The organism is Shewanella sp. W3-18-1, assembly GCF_000015185.1.
Classification (GTDB): Bacteria; Pseudomonadota; Gammaproteobacteria; order Enterobacterales; family Shewanellaceae; genus Shewanella; species Shewanella putrefaciens.
In genome coordinates, this window is the sequence record NC_008750.1 from 2,881,383 (window position 1) to 2,897,152 (window position 15,770).

18 protein-coding genes are annotated in these 15,770 nt (G+C 43.0%); 13 read left to right on the forward strand and 5 right to left on the reverse strand.

Going from position 1 to position 15,770, the window contains the following annotated elements:
* Genes SPUTW3181_RS13200 through SPUTW3181_RS13235 form a run of 8 tightly spaced genes read left to right on the forward strand, consistent with a single transcriptional unit; the run spans window position 1 to window position 4,741 of the window.
* Window positions 1-885, forward strand: coding sequence for a phage N-6-adenine-methyltransferase (locus SPUTW3181_RS13200; protein WP_011789806.1), 885 nt, complete (start codon window positions 1-3; stop codon window positions 883-885).
* Window positions 873-2,543 carry a DNA cytosine methyltransferase gene (locus tag SPUTW3181_RS13205; RefSeq protein ID WP_011789807.1) on the forward strand — a complete coding sequence of 557 codons (1,671 nt, stop codon included), beginning with the start codon at window positions 873-875 and terminating at the stop codon, window positions 2,541-2,543. Before SPUTW3181_RS13200 ends, SPUTW3181_RS13205 begins: the two co-directional genes overlap by 13 nt.
* An 8-nt stretch (window positions 2,544-2,551) precedes the next feature.
* The gene (locus tag SPUTW3181_RS13210) at window positions 2,552-2,788 is read left to right on the forward strand and encodes a hypothetical protein (protein WP_011789808.1); all 237 of its coding nucleotides are present in this window, start codon (window positions 2,552-2,554) and stop codon (window positions 2,786-2,788) included.
* The gene (locus SPUTW3181_RS13215) at window positions 2,781-3,572 is read left to right on the forward strand and encodes an HNH endonuclease signature motif containing protein (RefSeq protein WP_011789809.1); all 792 of its coding nucleotides are present in this window, start codon (window positions 2,781-2,783) and stop codon (window positions 3,570-3,572) included. The genes SPUTW3181_RS13210 and SPUTW3181_RS13215 overlap by 8 nt, the downstream gene beginning before the upstream one ends.
* The gene (locus tag SPUTW3181_RS22240; protein WP_011789810.1) at window positions 3,569-3,694 is read left to right on the forward strand and encodes a hypothetical protein; all 126 of its coding nucleotides are present in this window, start codon (window positions 3,569-3,571) and stop codon (window positions 3,692-3,694) included. The genes SPUTW3181_RS13215 and SPUTW3181_RS22240 overlap by 4 nt, the downstream gene beginning before the upstream one ends.
* A complete protein-coding gene (locus SPUTW3181_RS13225; protein ID WP_041408215.1) occupies window positions 3,694-3,966 on the forward strand; it encodes a hypothetical protein in 273 nt (90 codons plus the stop codon). The genes SPUTW3181_RS22240 and SPUTW3181_RS13225 overlap by 1 nt, the downstream gene beginning before the upstream one ends.
* Window positions 3,966-4,550 (forward strand): hypothetical protein, encoded by a 585-nt coding sequence (locus tag SPUTW3181_RS22000; RefSeq protein ID WP_011789812.1) that lies wholly within the window; start codon window positions 3,966-3,968, stop codon window positions 4,548-4,550. Before SPUTW3181_RS13225 ends, SPUTW3181_RS22000 begins: the two co-directional genes overlap by 1 nt.
* Window positions 4,547-4,741: a helix-turn-helix transcriptional regulator gene (locus SPUTW3181_RS13235; protein ID WP_041408216.1), complete on the forward strand. Its 195-nt coding sequence runs from the start codon at window positions 4,547-4,549 to the stop codon at window positions 4,739-4,741. Before SPUTW3181_RS22000 ends, SPUTW3181_RS13235 begins: the two co-directional genes overlap by 4 nt.
* On the opposite strand, the gene SPUTW3181_RS13240 is transcribed toward SPUTW3181_RS13235, so the two are convergent.
* Window positions 4,738-5,946, reverse strand: a complete 1,209-nt coding sequence (locus SPUTW3181_RS13240) for a tyrosine-type recombinase/integrase (protein WP_011789813.1) — start codon at window positions 5,944-5,946, stop codon at window positions 4,738-4,740. The genes SPUTW3181_RS13235 and SPUTW3181_RS13240 overlap by 4 nt on opposite strands.
* A 177-nt stretch (window positions 5,947-6,123) precedes the next feature.
* Between SPUTW3181_RS13240 and sbcB the strand changes: the two genes are divergently transcribed.
* Complete coding sequence (gene sbcB, locus SPUTW3181_RS13245; protein ID WP_011789814.1) at window positions 6,124-7,542, forward strand: exodeoxyribonuclease I; 1,419 nt, start codon at window positions 6,124-6,126, stop codon at window positions 7,540-7,542.
* Between the two features lie 165 nt (window positions 7,543-7,707).
* On the forward strand, window positions 7,708-8,598 hold the full coding sequence (gene cdd / locus SPUTW3181_RS13250; RefSeq protein WP_011789815.1) for a cytidine deaminase: 891 nt from the start codon (window positions 7,708-7,710) through the stop codon (window positions 8,596-8,598).
* A 39-nt stretch (window positions 8,599-8,637) separates the two neighbouring features.
* Here the strand turns inward: cdd and SPUTW3181_RS13255 are convergent, their stop codons facing one another.
* From SPUTW3181_RS13255 to SPUTW3181_RS13265, 3 genes are all read right to left on the reverse strand, one after another.
* Window positions 8,638-8,850 (reverse strand): DUF1289 domain-containing protein, encoded by a 213-nt coding sequence (locus SPUTW3181_RS13255; RefSeq protein ID WP_011789816.1) that lies wholly within the window; start codon window positions 8,848-8,850, stop codon window positions 8,638-8,640.
* Window positions 8,825-9,175: a VOC family protein gene (locus SPUTW3181_RS13260; RefSeq protein ID WP_011789817.1), complete on the reverse strand. Its 351-nt coding sequence runs from the start codon at window positions 9,173-9,175 to the stop codon at window positions 8,825-8,827. The genes SPUTW3181_RS13255 and SPUTW3181_RS13260 overlap by 26 nt, the downstream gene beginning before the upstream one ends.
* A gap of 101 nt (window positions 9,176-9,276) precedes the next feature.
* Complete coding sequence (locus SPUTW3181_RS13265; RefSeq protein ID WP_011789818.1) at window positions 9,277-9,981, reverse strand: hypothetical protein; 705 nt, start codon at window positions 9,979-9,981, stop codon at window positions 9,277-9,279.
* 371 nt (window positions 9,982-10,352) lie between these two features.
* On the opposite strand from SPUTW3181_RS13265, the gene SPUTW3181_RS13270 reads away from it, so the two are divergent.
* From SPUTW3181_RS13270 to SPUTW3181_RS13280, 3 genes are all read left to right on the forward strand, one after another.
* Entirely contained in the window at window positions 10,353-10,733 is a 381-nt protein-coding gene (locus tag SPUTW3181_RS13270; RefSeq protein WP_011789819.1) for a VOC family protein, read from the forward strand.
* Between the two features lie 235 nt (window positions 10,734-10,968).
* On the forward strand, window positions 10,969-14,232 hold the full coding sequence (locus SPUTW3181_RS13275; RefSeq protein WP_011789820.1) for a DUF748 domain-containing protein: 3,264 nt from the start codon (window positions 10,969-10,971) through the stop codon (window positions 14,230-14,232).
* A gap of 290 nt (window positions 14,233-14,522) precedes the next feature.
* Window positions 14,523-14,879, forward strand: coding sequence for a glutaredoxin family protein (locus SPUTW3181_RS13280; RefSeq protein WP_011789821.1), 357 nt, complete (start codon window positions 14,523-14,525; stop codon window positions 14,877-14,879).
* 57 nt (window positions 14,880-14,936) lie between these two features.
* On the opposite strand, the gene SPUTW3181_RS13285 is transcribed toward SPUTW3181_RS13280, so the two are convergent.
* Entirely contained in the window at window positions 14,937-15,626 is a 690-nt protein-coding gene (locus SPUTW3181_RS13285; RefSeq protein WP_011789822.1) for an energy-coupling factor ABC transporter permease, read from the reverse strand.
* Window positions 15,627-15,770: the final 144 nt, after the last annotated feature.

Below are 15,770 nucleotides of genomic sequence, written 5' to 3' on the forward strand. Positions count from 1 at the left end.
ATGAGCACTAAAGACAGCTACCGCACACCTCGTGCTGTATACGACTTTTACGACCATCAATATCATTTTGTGCTCGATGCAGCGGCAAGCGATATTAATGCCCGTTCACCGCGCTATATCACTGAGCAACAAAACACCCATGAAACTAACTGGTTTCACGCTGCGTTTGGCGCGCCTAGCGATGCATTAGGTGAGACTCATCCAGAGGCAAGAACAGGCCATTACGTATGGATGAACCCACCTTACTCAAATATTGGTCCATTTGTCGAAACGGTAATTAAGTGGCAAGCCAAAGGCTTAGGCTGCGTGATGCTAGTGATGATGGATCAATCTGTAGGCTGGTTTAAACGCGCAGTTGAACACTGCCAAGAAGTGCATTTAGTCATTGGTGGACGCTTATCATTTGTCGATCCAGTCACTGAAAAACCTGCCAATGGTAACAATAAAGGATCCATGTTTTTGGTGTTCCATCCCTTTGGCCGTCCCTGTGATCCACGCTACCGACATATTGACCGCGATGAAATGCTAGAGGGCCCAGTGTCGCTAATGCGTAAAAGCCATAGTCACATTCAAGGCACTATCGAACAGCGTTCAGATGATGCCGAAGAAGGTGAGCAAATAGGTGAGTTTGAAGCTGAACAGATTGATATCGATGAACAGATAGCTCGGGATAGCACAGTTTCAAACAGCGTATGGCCGATTGAAGTGATGAACATTGCCAAAGAAGTTTTCGAGCGTTGCGGCATAAAGGAAACCACTGAAATCCAATTCCAAGAACTCTGCGAAGAAGCCAACAGACAACGATTAGACGGTTATCCCACCGACTCAATCATTGACGACTTAGTAATGAACATGCCAACGGAGAAAAAACCATGCGCGGCTTAATCGTAGATAACTTTGCTGGCGGTGGCGGAGCTTCAACTGGCATGGCTTGGGCACTAGGTCGCAGCGTTGATATCGCAATTAACCATGATCAAGATGCTATCGCCATGCACTCAGCCAACCATCCCGAAACGCTGCACTATTGCGAATCGGTATTTGATGTTGAACCATTGCAAGCCACCGCAGGCAAACCCGTTGATTTGGCGTGGTTCTCGCCAGACTGCAAACACTTCAGCAAAGCCAAAGGCACTAAGCCAGTGAATAAAGAAATTCGCGGCCTTGCGTGGGTAACCATTCGCTGGGCAATGAAGGTACGCCCTCGCGTGATGATGCTCGAAAACGTTGAAGAATTTAAAACGTGGGGGCCGTTAATTCAATGCCCGGTAACTGATGCAATGCACCCATGCCCTGAGCGCAAAGGCGAAACCTTTAACGCCTTTGTCAGTATGTTGAGCACTGGCATAGATGCAGATCACCCAGCGTTAGCGGAATGCGTTGAAACCTTAGGCTTGCTCGATACCGCTAAATTGATTAAAGGGCTGGGTTATAAGGTGGAGTGGCGTGAGCTACGGGCCTGTGACTATGGCGCCCCAACTATCCGTAAGCGTCTATTCATGATCGCCCGTTGTGATGGTCAGCCAATTGTTTGGCCTGAGCCAACTCACGGCGCACCGGATAGCGAAGCGGTTAAATCGGGCAAGCTGCTACCGTGGCGCACAGCTGCTGAATGCATCGACTGGTCACTGCCCTGCAAATCAATCTTTGGTCGTAAAAAGCCACTGGCTGAAAACACCATGAAGCGCATTGCCAAAGGCATTCAGCGCTTTGTTATTGATGCCAAAGAGCCGTTTATTGTACCAAATGATTTGCAGTTAGCGCCTTTCATCACTGAACACGCTAACGCCAGCAGCCAACGCAATATGCCAGTTAACGAGCCATTGCGAACTATCTGCGCCCAAGTAAAAGGCGGTCACTTTGCCGTGGTGCAACCTGTGATCAAGAAAGTTAACGAAACCATCCCAACCTTCACAGAATGGTTTGCCAAAACAAAGAATTTTGGTGGTAGCTATGAAGAATACGTAAAGCTTTATGGTGATGATGAATTACTCGAGCCACGTACTGCCGCCAATATCTGCAAGCATTACGGCGGCAATTATACGGGACCAGGTGATGACCTAAAAAACCCTTTGCCAACGGTGACAACAGTTGATCATAACGCGCTAATCACCAGCCACATGATCAAACTGCGCGGCACTAATATCGGTTTCCCGATGGACGAACCCGCACACACGATCACCGCTGGCGGCTTACACCTAGGCGAAGTGCGCGCGTTCTTCATCAAATACTACGGCAACGAGCAAGACGGCGTAGCCTGTAACGAACCGCTGCACACCATCACCACCAATGACCGCTTTGGCCTAGTGATGATCAAGGGTGAACCCTATCAAATAATCGATATCGGTATGCGCATGCTCGAACCCCATGAGTTATTCGCCTGCCAAGGCTTCACCCCTGACTACATCATCAACAACTACAACGGCAAATCGACCAAAAAGCAGCAAGTCGCACGAGTTGGTAACTCGGTACCGCCGCAATTTGCCGAAGCACTCACCCGCGCAAACCTCCACGAGCTTTGCACACAAACCGCCGAAGCGGCATAGGAGGCAGCATGAAAAACACTTTGATTGATCTAAATAATCACTTGTTCGCCCAGTTAGAGCGCCTATCTGATGAAGATTTGAAAGGCGAAAACCTGCGTGAAGAGATCGACCGTTCTAAATCTGTCACGCAGATTTCAAGCCAAATTATCGCCAACGCTCGACTCGCGCTAGATGCCCAATTAGCCGCTAATGAGTTAACCATTGGACGCAAACTTCCTGAAATGCTGGAGAACAAAAATGGCTAGGTTTATCTACACGGCAGCAATGCTCGAATTTTTGCGCGCAACCTACGTTGCAAAATCGCTAGCAGAAACCACAACTTTGTTTAACTTTGCTTTTAGCTGCAAAAAAACTGAGCAGCAGATAAAAGCTGCCTGCACAAACCATCGGATCGCTTGTGGACGCAAACAAGGTGAACTCACAAAAGGCAAATTGCGCAGCTTTACAAACGAACAATTTGAGTGGGTAAAGCGTAAATACAAAAGCCTCACAATTGAGCAAATCACTAGCGAATTTAACCAAGTTTTCGGTACCGAAAAAACAGTTAATCAAATCCGCGCGTTCACCCGTAATCACGGCATGAAATCAGGTCGAACTGGCAGATTTGTAAAAGGCCAAAAAACGTGGAATGCAGGGATGAAAGGCTGGCAAGCTGGCGGAAATTCAACATCTACCCAATTTAAAAAAGGCATTACCCCGCAAAACCATCGCCCTGTAGGTTCTGAGCGAATCGACAATAAAGATGGTTTTGTCATGGTTAAAGTGGCTGAGCCAAGAACGTGGCGCTTAAAGCATATCCTCGAGTGGGAAAAGCATCACGGCCAAGTGCCAGACGATCACAAAATATGGTTTATCGATAACGACCGCACCAACTGCGACATAAGCAACTTAATGCTCGTAACCACAGCAGAACATGCCGTTGTCAATAAGATGGGTTTAGGCCGTGCGCTACCCGAAGCTAAAGAAACCGTGTTGCTGTTAGCCCGTATAAAAATGGCAACCACCAAACGCAAGCGGGAGGCAGCATGAAGCAATCAACCGCAATCCGCGAAGCGCTTAAGCAATGGTACGCCCTGCCACGAAAACAAGCCTGCAGCTGCCAACAGTTTATGAAAAAACTCGCCGAGGAATTGGCAAAGGAAGGTAAGTGATGACAAATAAAAATGCTTTAGATCTAGAGCTTGAACCAGTTGAGTCAAGCTTTGTTCCGTCAGATGCAGCACGAATAATCGAACAGCTTGAGGAGTGGTTTCAGATGTGTAGAGACCAGCTTGAGCAATTCAAAAGCACTGAAAGTCTGGTGCTTGGAGACCAAACGATCACTGATAAAAAGTTTATTCAAGGCCTTCGAGTTGGCTTACACGTAGCACTTGAAACTTTCGGCGAAAGATTGCCAGTTCAAATAGAGAAGGATGATGAGTAATGACAACCAAACGCAGAGTGTTATTAGACGGCAACGGATCAACCAAAATCAATGTTGAAGGTTTGGGGGTTTATGTTCCTGCCAGCGATCTTGCGCATATTAAGCAAAAGCTGGGTACCGAGATTCAGCAATTGAAAGACCAAGTGAAGGCCATGGAATTGGAACGCTCAACGCATATCGACGATATCAGCATTGACAGATTCGCCAATGCAATGCGCTCAAAAATGGCATATGCCAGAGCCAAAGGCCGCAGCGGTTGGAATGATCAAGTGCTGTGCTCAGGCGAGTATTTGGCGACCTTATTAGTTGAGCACTTAAGCAAAGGCAATGAAGGCACATTTGAAGATGTTGCCAACTTCGCGATGATGCTGCACCAACGCCAAGAGTCGCCACGTTTGTTAGTTGATGCGGTTAAAGCAATCAAGGCAAGTGTCGTGACGGAATTAGTGGAAGTGCTTAATGAAGCGTCCGAATACGCACTCAACAATGATTACCTACAAGAATCTCAAGTAATGAGTGATGCGGCAGAGCTTATATCCAATCACGCTCTGCAAGTTATGAGTATTAATAAGGCAGGTGTATGATGCAGACAGCAACAAACGAACCACTTTTTTTAACAACTAAAGAAGTACTTGAACGATATCGCATTAAATCTAAAGTCACTCTTTGGAAATGGCGCAAAGACGCTGGCTTCCCTGAGCCAATTCACAACGGCCGTCATTACGCTAAAGACTCACTAGACAAGTGGGATGCGCAACAAAAGCAAGCCGCTTAAGCCCTTCTTTCTAATACCACCACGTTTCTATCCCCTAGCGCTGCCAGTTTAATTTTACTGGTCCACTGCCCATACGCTTCAGCCTGTTCTTCAAGCCAATCATGCTTGTTGTAAACAGCCATTACCCCACCCAACAAGTGCCCCAGCATCTTCTCGGTGACATGGGGCAACACTCCCGCCTCTGACATTCTGGTTGATAGTGTCCGTCTAAAATCGTGGATCCGCCATTCAGGAATGCCTACATTATCCTTAATATGCCTAACTAATTTATTCACTGCACTAATATTGGCTGGCTTTGATACGTCAGCAGCAGGAAAACACCAAGGCGAGCGGTATAAATTCCATTGCTCTTGCAATATTTCCAGCAATGCCGCGCTGATCGGTCGCCTAATTGGAATGTTCGTTTTGCTGTACTGAGTTGGTACGGTCCAAACCATTGCGTCTAAATCAAAATCGTCCCGCTTAGATTTTAATATTTCAGACACCCGCGCACCTGACAGCATGCAAGCTTTAATCACATTAACGATTGTTTTAGTTGCCCTTCGCTTATCCAGTTCCCGCCAGATCTTGCCGCATTCATTAAATGTCAGCACCCTAGAACCCACCTTAGAATGCGAACCAACATCCGTCACTCTAAGTTGCAACACATCAACAACCGATATCATTTGCCGACGAACAGCCCAATTCAACACTGTTTTTAAATGGCGCAATATCGCCCCTGCATTAACTCGACTCACCGCGGCTTTTTTGTCGAAAAAATCAATCCACTCCCCTAGAGTAATACTCTCAACTTTTCGATCTGCAAAAGCATCAAAAAGGTGAGCATTAAAGTAAGATTTATAGCTGTTAATCGTCCCTTTTTTAAGTGCATCTGATCTAACCTGCAAGAACTTCTCACAACACTCCCTGACTGTAATAGCATCTTGGTATGTATTTCTTTGTTTCCAAAAAATGCGTGGGTCTATATTATTTGCAATTGACCCTCTGAGTTCGGGTACCACTTTACGTGCGTCAGCGAGTGTTATGTCAGGATAACGACCAAGTGTTAACCGACTGGGCTTGTTTTCAAACCTAAAACGATACTGCCATGTTATAGTCCCTGTTGGGGTAACTCTAACGCTTAAGCCGTCCCTGTCTGCTAACTCAGGTTTACCCGTATATGGCTTGCCTAGAATTGCTCGTAACTTTGTATCAGATAAAGACATTTTAGATACCTGTGTACATATTATTTTTGAATATTACGCCACAGAGCGTGATATGTACACAGTAGTGTACTCACATGCACTCACAACAAAATAAACCGTATTAAATAGATTTAAACCAAAGAAACACATTTAAACCAATTAAAACATTGTGTTAGGTAGTGTAGAGAACCATTTTTAATGAATATGAAACACAATAAAATCGAGTCTATATTCTGGCACGACTATGAAACTTTTGGTGCCAATCCCGCAAGGGATAGACCTGCACAATTTGCAGGCATTCGAACCGATTTAGATCTCAATATCATCGGTGAACCAGAAACCTTTTACTGTAAGCAAGCTACTGACTACTTACCTTCACCTGAAGCTATTTTGATCACAGGGATTACACCACAACTTGCGAATTTAAAAGGCATTCCAGAAACGGAGTTTATGGGTCGTATCCAAGCTCTTTTCAGCCAACCAAATACTTGTGTCGCTGGTTATAATTCTCTGCGCTTTGATGATGAAGTGACCCGATACGGATTTTATCGCAACTTTATTGATCCCTATGCAAGAGAATGGCAGAACGGAAATTCTCGTTGGGATATCATTGATTTAGTCAGAGCTTGTTATGCATTTAGACCCGACGGTATAAACTGGCCACTAAAAGATGATGGTTCGCCTAGCTTTAAATTAGAACATCTGACTCAGGCAAATGGGTTAAGCCATGAGAAAGCCCATGATGCGATGTCGGATGTATATGCGACCATCGCCATGGCAAAACTCATCAGAGAAAAACAACCCAAGTTATATCACTACTATTTTGAGCTGCGCCGCAAACAAGCCGTCAGTGATCAAATCGATGTGCTTAATATGCAACCTTTGGCGCATGTCAGTTCAAAAATTAGTGCACGTAATGGCTGCACAACATTAATTTCCCCCGTTGCCCATCATCCAACCAATAAAAATGCTGTTATCTGCGTTAATTTAGCAATGGATTTAAGTCCGTTGTTTGATCTAAATATTGAACAAATTAAAACTCGGATGTATACCGCCAGAGCCGAACTTGCCGAAGATGAATTGCCTATCCCAGTAAAACAAATCCATCTCAATAAATGCCCTTTTATTACCTCGGCTAAAATTTTGGACGATGCTCAGGCCTCAAGGCTTAATATCGATAAAGCATTCGCAAGGGAGCAATATAAGCGATTAAGGAATCATCCAGAGCTTAGGGAAAAACTTGCACAATTATTTGAGCACGATGGTGAAAGTACTACCGTTGATCCTGATTTAATGTTGTATTCTGGTGGTTTTTTTAGTTCAGCTGATAAAGCTAAAATGGAAATCATTCGCCACACTTTACCGCAGAATCTAGCCGCGCTCGAATTACAATTTGACGATGTCCGTATGCCTGAAATGCTGTTCCGCTATAGGGCACGCAATTATCCGGAATTACTTGATGATCAAGAATCCCATCGCTGGCGTGAATTTTGTCAAAATCGCCTCGCCGACCAAGATTATTTGTTGAAGCTTGAGAATCTGCTTCAAAATACCGTAGATGATGAAAACAAACAAAAACTGCTTGCAGCACTGTGTCATTATTTACGTGAGCTATAACTTTTCTAGCATCAGCGAAAATTTGTTTTATTTGTATGGTGAAATCGGTCAAATACATAACTCATTTCCAGCTTGGGCCGCATAAACGCGAGCTAACTCGCATTTATGTTGTAACAAAATTACTAGAATGTTCTTCCATGAACTTAACAAATAAGGAACCGGGAAATGCAAGATAGATTCATTCGCAGCATAACCCAGCTGCCGCTGCCGTTAGCTGATGCACTTATTCCCCTATTACATCAAAACTTTGCAGGCCACATTGATGCAATGCAACTTGCCAAATTAACCCTCGCCAGCAAAATGACTGAGGCAGAGGTACTACTCGCACTATTACCTATTGCTGCAGCACTGGCAAAGCCGCCAATAAGCGAGTTTTATGTGGGCGCTATCGCCAAGGGGAAAAGTGGTGATATTTACATGGGAGCAAACTTAGAACTTCCCGGTGAGGCCTTATTCCATTCCGTACATGCAGAGCAAAGTGCGATTAGTCATGCTTGGTTAAGTGGTGAGAGTCAAATTGTTGATATAATTGTCAATGCTAGCCCCTGTGGTCATTGTCGGCAATTTATGAATGAGCTGGTTGATGGCGCCAACATTACAATTCATCTACCTGCACAGGAAAGCCATTCACTTGCTTATTATCTCCCCTATGCATTTGGTCCGAAAGATTTAAATGTCGTCTCACCGCTGCTTGCAAAACAGCAAACTGAGTTTGTGCTAGATAGCAGTGACCCCATGATTATTGAAGGTTTAGATCATGCTGGTTTAAGTTATGCCCCGTATACTCAAAGCTTTGCCGCTGTGGTACTAGAAACCCATGATGGCGCGACCTACTGCGGACGCTATGCCGAAAATGCGGCCTTTAATCCTTCAATGTTGCCGATGCAAATGGCACTGTCAAATTTAACTCGGCACAACCGAGAATTTAGCGACATTCGTCGTGCGGTATTGATTGAATCATCTCAGGGGAAAATCAGTTTAGTTGGAGCAACGATGGATGCGCTACATACAATAGCGGCTGTTGAACTAGAACATATTGTTGTCGATCCCGTCTAACAAAACTCATGTGCGGTGATAGAAAGTACTATCACCGCACTATTTTTGACTCGTCCATTTGGCCTGCTGAATTCCCCTGCGTTCTACCATCTTTACATAGCAACCACAACGTTCCTCTTCTGACATCGACCGCCAAGCTAAAATTTCATCGAGATGTCGAAAACACCCCAAGCAAACATCCTGCTCATTTAAACAACAGTTCCTGACACAAGGGTTTGAAAGCGGATCATTCTGACCAGACAGCATATTCATTGCCACAGGGTTCGGTGAAATGGAATCGCCTCCCCCCAGGAAAAATAAATATCCCTGTGGTAATTTTTCCTCCCGCTGCGATAACCGCAGCCTGGGTACTCTCTAAATCATTGCTATACAAAACAATCAGCGGGCTGCCACGTAAAAGTGTGAAATCAACATCCGCCTGATAAAATCCGCCCGTGATGCCTGCATCCATAAAGCAACTATATTCTGGACCGTAATCCACATAACACCAACCAAACACCTTATTAAAGAAGGTCTTAGAACTCACTATATCGCGGCTGGGTATTTCCAGATAATTAATACTGTGATGATGGTTCATAGCGCCTCTGGTAAGTGAATAGAATTTAGTAAGTGAATATAACTCTTAGATAAACATGGAAGCCTAAGCTCCCATGTTTCGGCTCACTTTTAAGTACCAGATTAGCCTTGGAGCAAGGCGGCGACAAGTCCTATCATCCCACCAAACACACCGCCCCAAACAACTAACCACCCCAAGTGAGTTTGGATCATCTCTTGTACAATCTGCTTTACCATTTGTGGCGTCAATTCATTTAGACGCTGCTCAACAATATTGGCAATTTTTATTTGTAAATCGGCCATAATATTAGACTGTTCAATTTCTTGCTTCAGTAACAGATGAAACTCCTCACTTTGGGCCATTTCCACTAAAGAGGCTTTCATTTTCTCAATAAAAGGAGCCTTTAGTGGTGCTAGGGCCTCTGTACCACCAAACATTGCCAGCATGCCACCAAAAGAAGATTGTGCAACAGTACTAACAAGGGCATCAAAAGATGGAGCCAGATCGACCTTATCAATCACGGGAGTCAAATCGATTTTAGTGACCCCTTCTTTCTCAGATAAAAAGCGGTCAATATTTTCAGTCGTAAAAAACTGCTTCATCATCAAATGTGCAATACCCGCTTTAAATTCTTCAAAACGAGAGGGAACCACCCCAGAACCATACAATCCTGGCACTTTTTCAAACAACATATATACGGCTAGCCAGTTCGTTATCGCCCCCGATAATGCAAACAAACCTACATTAAACAAAATGGGTGACCCTATACCGTAGCCAATCAGAATACACAGCGCAGCCAATGCATTCGTTACTAAACTTTTATCCAATCTTAAATCCCTCTCAATACCATCAAAATGATGTAAAACCACACTATATTACCAAGCGAATAGGATTAAGGTCTAACTGTCGAAGCAACCATTGTGGATAATTGCTAGGCAACCTTTGATTTGCCCTACTCAATACAATAATCAAAATTTATCGTCATAAATACTGCATCGACATTAAAGATAAAACGACCACAAACTCCCATAATACCATTTATTAACATTAACTTAATTTAATCCAATGCAGCGTTAAATGATGGAAGATTTCGAGATCGACTTATGAATTCTTAATGAGCCTCGACTACACTCTAAGTGGGTCATATGCCCCTCAACCTACGATGATTAATTTACACTAACAACAAAAGGATGCGCCCATGGACTCTGCGTTCAACACTGCTGGAGCCTTAAGCTGGCACGAACTCACTACCATAAACACCAAAGAAGCAATGCTTTTCTATGGTGAAATATTTGGCTGGCAATTTAGAACTGTCAGGACACCCCATGGAAAATACCACATTATTGAAAACCAAGGTTCAAGTATTGGAGGTATTACTGAAAACTTAATTCCAGCATTTCCTTCCCATTGGACAGGCTATATTACGGTTGCAGATGTCGATCTCGTCGCCATAAATGCTAAAAAACTGGGGGGCGATATTCTCTTCGGGCCTGAAGATATTCCGGGCGTAGGTCGATTTTGTTGGATTAAAGATCCACAGGGCGCCATTATTGCAGCAATAAGCTACACCACCGCCTAAATAGGCCTGCTATAGTAGGTAAGCTCAGCAAGAACAAATACTAAGGTAACATCTGTGAAGCTTTGGTTATTGTTTAATTTCAACTAAAAGTTAAACGAGTTACGGCAAAGTAACACTCAGATTTTACTAGTAAAAACATAAAACAAAATGTGTAAACTCAGGCGTTATTCGCTAGAATGGCTCCATTTGTTGATAGATTTCACTCTACTTTACGCATCGGAGCCTTGATTCTACTATGCATTCCCCGCTTTCGACCTTAAAAAAATCTTTCTTTAAACGCCCAAGATACCAACGGGTGCTCGTTTATCTCACGATGCTCTATTGTTGTTATGTGGCGACCTTAGGGCTCATTATTCCTTTCGGTATGGTGTCTTTCGCACCTGAAAGACTCTCTCAATTGCTAGGCCGTCAAGTGATAATTGATGACATTCGTATAAATCCATTCACATTTAAAGTAAACATTGACGGGCTGACTATTAACGAAAAAGATGAAAAAACCTTTGTCTCCAGTAAAGGGATCCAGCTCCAACTTAACTTTTGGCAATCTATTTTTAAAAGGGCGCTGGTTATTGAAAATCTTCATCTACAAGAACCCAATATTCATATCCACCGTTTTCAAACACAAGATAAAGCAGCATTTAATTTTGACGATATATTGATAACCCTTAACGAAAATATCGCCCCCACAACGCAACATCAGTCCAATGAGCAAACTAAACCGCTGCGAATATTACTCAGCCTATTTACCTTAGATGCTGGTAAGTTTAGTTTCGATGACAATATCACCCAAGCAAACATCAATTACCCAAGCATTAATATTAAAGTCAGTCAATTAGATACTGACTATATAATGACAACAACGACATCAGCGTTGAAAGATACGTTAGCGTCCTCGCTCGAAACACTAAAAAGAGAACCCACTCCAGAGGCCAGTCCTTCTGCCTCGACAGAAATAGTCTCCTCAAATGTCATCAATAATCACTTTGCAATGCAATTTAAGGATGTCCATGAAGGAGAAATAAGCCTAGAAGGGCAATTTCAACTCTTCCCGTTTATGCTCGACGGTGATATCCAAATCGCAAAGTTAAAACTCAGTACAGTGTGGCAATTTATCGATGACCACTTTGATATTACGCTTAAAAATGGCGAAATAAGTGCAAAGTCACATTATCGGGTTGATCTACCTGATAATGGCTCTCTACAAGTCATGACTAATCGTGGACAAGTGATCCTTGAGAAGCTCAATGTGACAAACCAAGACACTCCAGTCCTGACGCTTCCTCTACTGGCAATAGATGGCATTGCAGCCGATCTGCAACGGCAAAAAATTAATATCAACCAAATATATAGTGATGGATTATCCCTCAATGTGATCCTCGATGAACAAGGTGTTGATCTTGCAAAACTCCTAACCCCAAAATCGATGGCACAATCTCAAACGTCTACGGCTAAAAAGGCTAATGATCCCACTCAGGCACCAAATGAAGAAACTAATAAAGAAGATTTGGCGACATCTCCAACCTTAGCAAACACTGCGGATAGACAGCACACAAGTGAACAACTCACGCCCTCATGGTTAGTCCAACTCGATAAGCTCACCCTTGAAAACTATGATGTTAATTTCAGTGAACAAAAACTCACGCCTTCACCTCAACAATGGCGCATATACCCACTCAATTTTGCCACTAAGACCATAGTGAGTGACTTAAAAGCACCTATCGAATATGAACTATCCTTTGCTATCAATGATAAAGGGAGTTTCGCATCACAAGGGCAAGTTGATCTAACCAGTGAGTCCATTGATGCCAAATTGCAAATGGATAAACTGGCATTAGCGCAATTTCAACCTTATTTAGCGCCCTATGTAAATATCAAGCTTAAAAGTGGCCTCTTGAGTTCACAGGGACAGGTAAATGCCGATGCTAAAGGCCAAGCAATTTATCGCGGCAGTGTCGAGCTGGATGACTTGAATGTGCTAGATAATTTACGCAATGCGCCATTAGTTAAATGGCAAAAAATGCATATTAATCAGCTAGATTTTGACCAGCAAAAGAATCAAATAAAAATTGACCATCTCGCCCTTAATCAGCCCTACGCTAAAATTGTTATTGCCAAGGATAGAAGTACAAATATCAGCAATCTGATTGTTGAAACGTCCGCTGATAACACTTTGGTCGTAAAAACACCGTCTAATGTTACCGTCCCCGAAACGGCAAATTCTGACATTAAAAATACGGGTAACCAAACTCGTGAAAGTGTTACTCAAAACAAACCTGAGTTAAGTTTAGACATTCAAAAAATCAGCTTTAGTCAAGGCTCAGCCTATTTTGCCGATAATTCTTTAACGCCCAATTTTGCTTCTGGTATTGAACTGCTTGATGGGCATATAAGTCATCTATCTTCAACTCCAGGAACAAAAGCTTCTGTTGATATCAAAGGTAAAATTGATAAATATGCCCCCGTGACTCTAAAGGGGGATATTAACCCCCTGTTGGATATGCCCTATCTTGATCTCGATCTCGTATTTAAGAGTGTTGAACTCACATCCGTGAATCCCTATTCAGGAACCTATGCAGGTTATTATATTGATAAAGGTCAACTCTCCCTCGCGCTCAATTATAAACTTGAGCGTAACCAGCTAAAAGGCACTAATCACTTAGTCATAGATCAACTAAAACTCGGCAAGCCCAGTAATAGTGACTTAGCCACAAGTCTCCCCATTACGTTAGCCATTGCATTATTGCAAGACCGTAACGGCGTTATCGATCTCGGTATGGAAGTTTCAGGAGATTTAGATTCTCCCAGTTTTAGCGTGGGAAGTATTATCATGACAGCCATCACTAACGTGATCACTAAAGCCGTTACCGCACCATTCTCATTCCTCGCGAATTTAGTCGGCTCAAATGAAACTTTAGATAAAATTAGCTTCAGTGAAGGAAGCGTTATCCTCGATAGTAAAGCACAAGCAAACTTGGATAAACTTGCCAATGCGTTAATCGATAGACCTATGCTCAAACTGAGCATTGAAGGTGAAGTTGATGCGATTAACGATAGCCAAGCAATTGCTGAACGTATGATGAAGCGTAAATTAGCTAAACTTGCAAATATTCCTTTTAATGAACTCCCTACAGACTTAAGCCCAAGCCAATTCCCAACAAAAGGAGCACTCGCAGAAGCCTTGGTAAAACTGTACGAACAGGAAGTAAAAGCAGATCCGCAATTAGTAAAAGACACAGTACTGAATGATACAAAAGAGACATCATTATCGGCTGAAGATATACTGACTCGTTGGCATATCGCCCTCTATAACTTGTCAGTTAAAGCTCAAAATGTCACCAATGGCATGCTAGGGGATCTCGCTCAAGAAAGGGCCAAAACAGTGAAAGCTTATCTAGTCGATGCCAAAGATATTTCACCAGAGCGAATTTTTTTACTTCAAAGTCGAGTCACACTGAACCCAAACGCTGCCCAAGTGAATATGACTATTGATGTAAAATAAATTACGCGATTAAATCGTAACCTCCTGCGCAGCTAAACGCCCTGCAATTTGCAGGGCGTTTCCTTCATGGTGCTTAACTAATATTTCATGGCCTACCACACTTGTTACAACTTAAGCTACGGACCGTTTCGTGCATTGTTTTGCGCATTAGGTTACACTTTGCCGCTTTATGCGAAGGCGATCACACGGTCCACAATATAAGACTAATCAGACACATCCAACTGATTCGTCAGCGTACTTGATAATAGGCACCTGTAACGCGCTCAATTCGACTTTTACTCGAGGTACTCATGTTCATTATTCGCTGGATTTTAGGCCGGATTATTTTGTTTCTAAACGTTGTTTTTGCACCTAAAAAGCGACAACGTCCGCAGGAGGAGCAACAAAAAATTGATGCAGAAACCCAAGCTATGGCACTTTATCAATATCCTGCCTGCCCATTTTGCGTAAAAGTACGCAGAGCAATGCGTAGACAAGGGCTGAATATTCAAACACTTGATGCGAAAAAATCTCCCCATAAGGATGAGTTAATGACTCAAGGTGGCAAACAGCAAGTACCTTGCTTAAGAATCGAAGAAAATGGTCAAGTGCAATGGTTGTACGAATCTAAAGATATTATCAATTACTTAGAACAACGTTTTGCATAAAATATCCAAGGCACCTAGTCCAAGCTAAGTGCCTTCTATCGATAGATAAACCTAACTTTATTTTCGCCATAAATATTCGCGATCCGAATAATCAAATAGCCACTGGGGTTGGTACACCACCAGCAGTGTAACAGCCATCCCATTTAACAATGCTTCAGGAAAAGCCAGCAATGGTATTAAAATTAAGTAGTTATCAACTAATAACTCCCAGTTATAATCTGCTGAAAACCACAACCAAATTGCCCAACTAAACTGGTGAAATACCGTTGATAATCCCGCATTAATAAAGGCACCGACAAAGATAAAAACAAAGATATGTTTGGGAAAAAGATGGTAGCTGCGGCTATACAACATGAAAGATAAAAACAGTGGTATCGCTATAGCAAATAAACCAAATGCGCCAAATACACCCGGTTGTTTTAGGACAAAAAGACTGAAAAATGCACAAGGCAATAGCAAACTGACTGTGGCTAACCGCCAACCGAACAGCAATAAGCAGGTCACTATCCCTAAGAAATGCAAATGCAAACTGAGCTGGATACTGGCATTTAAAAGCCATAGTGCATTGATGACGACCAACGTCAGTAGCAATCGCCGCTGTAGCCCCTTATCCTTCGCAACTTGCTGTAACTCTTCCTTCGGCCAAATAATATAAACCCAGAGTACCAACAGCGCTAAAGCGATCACTTGAGCTAAACTCATACTCCATTCAATTTGCGCTAGTTGACCAGACCAAAACTCCCACATCAACGCTTATTCCTTGTTTCAATGTCCGTTATTCATCAGACCTTACGCAGTAAAAAGTCATATAGCAAAAATCGCCATAATTCTATGATATTTGCCTCCATATTAAGGTATTCTTCTGGAAGTTAATAACCTACGAGTAAAAAA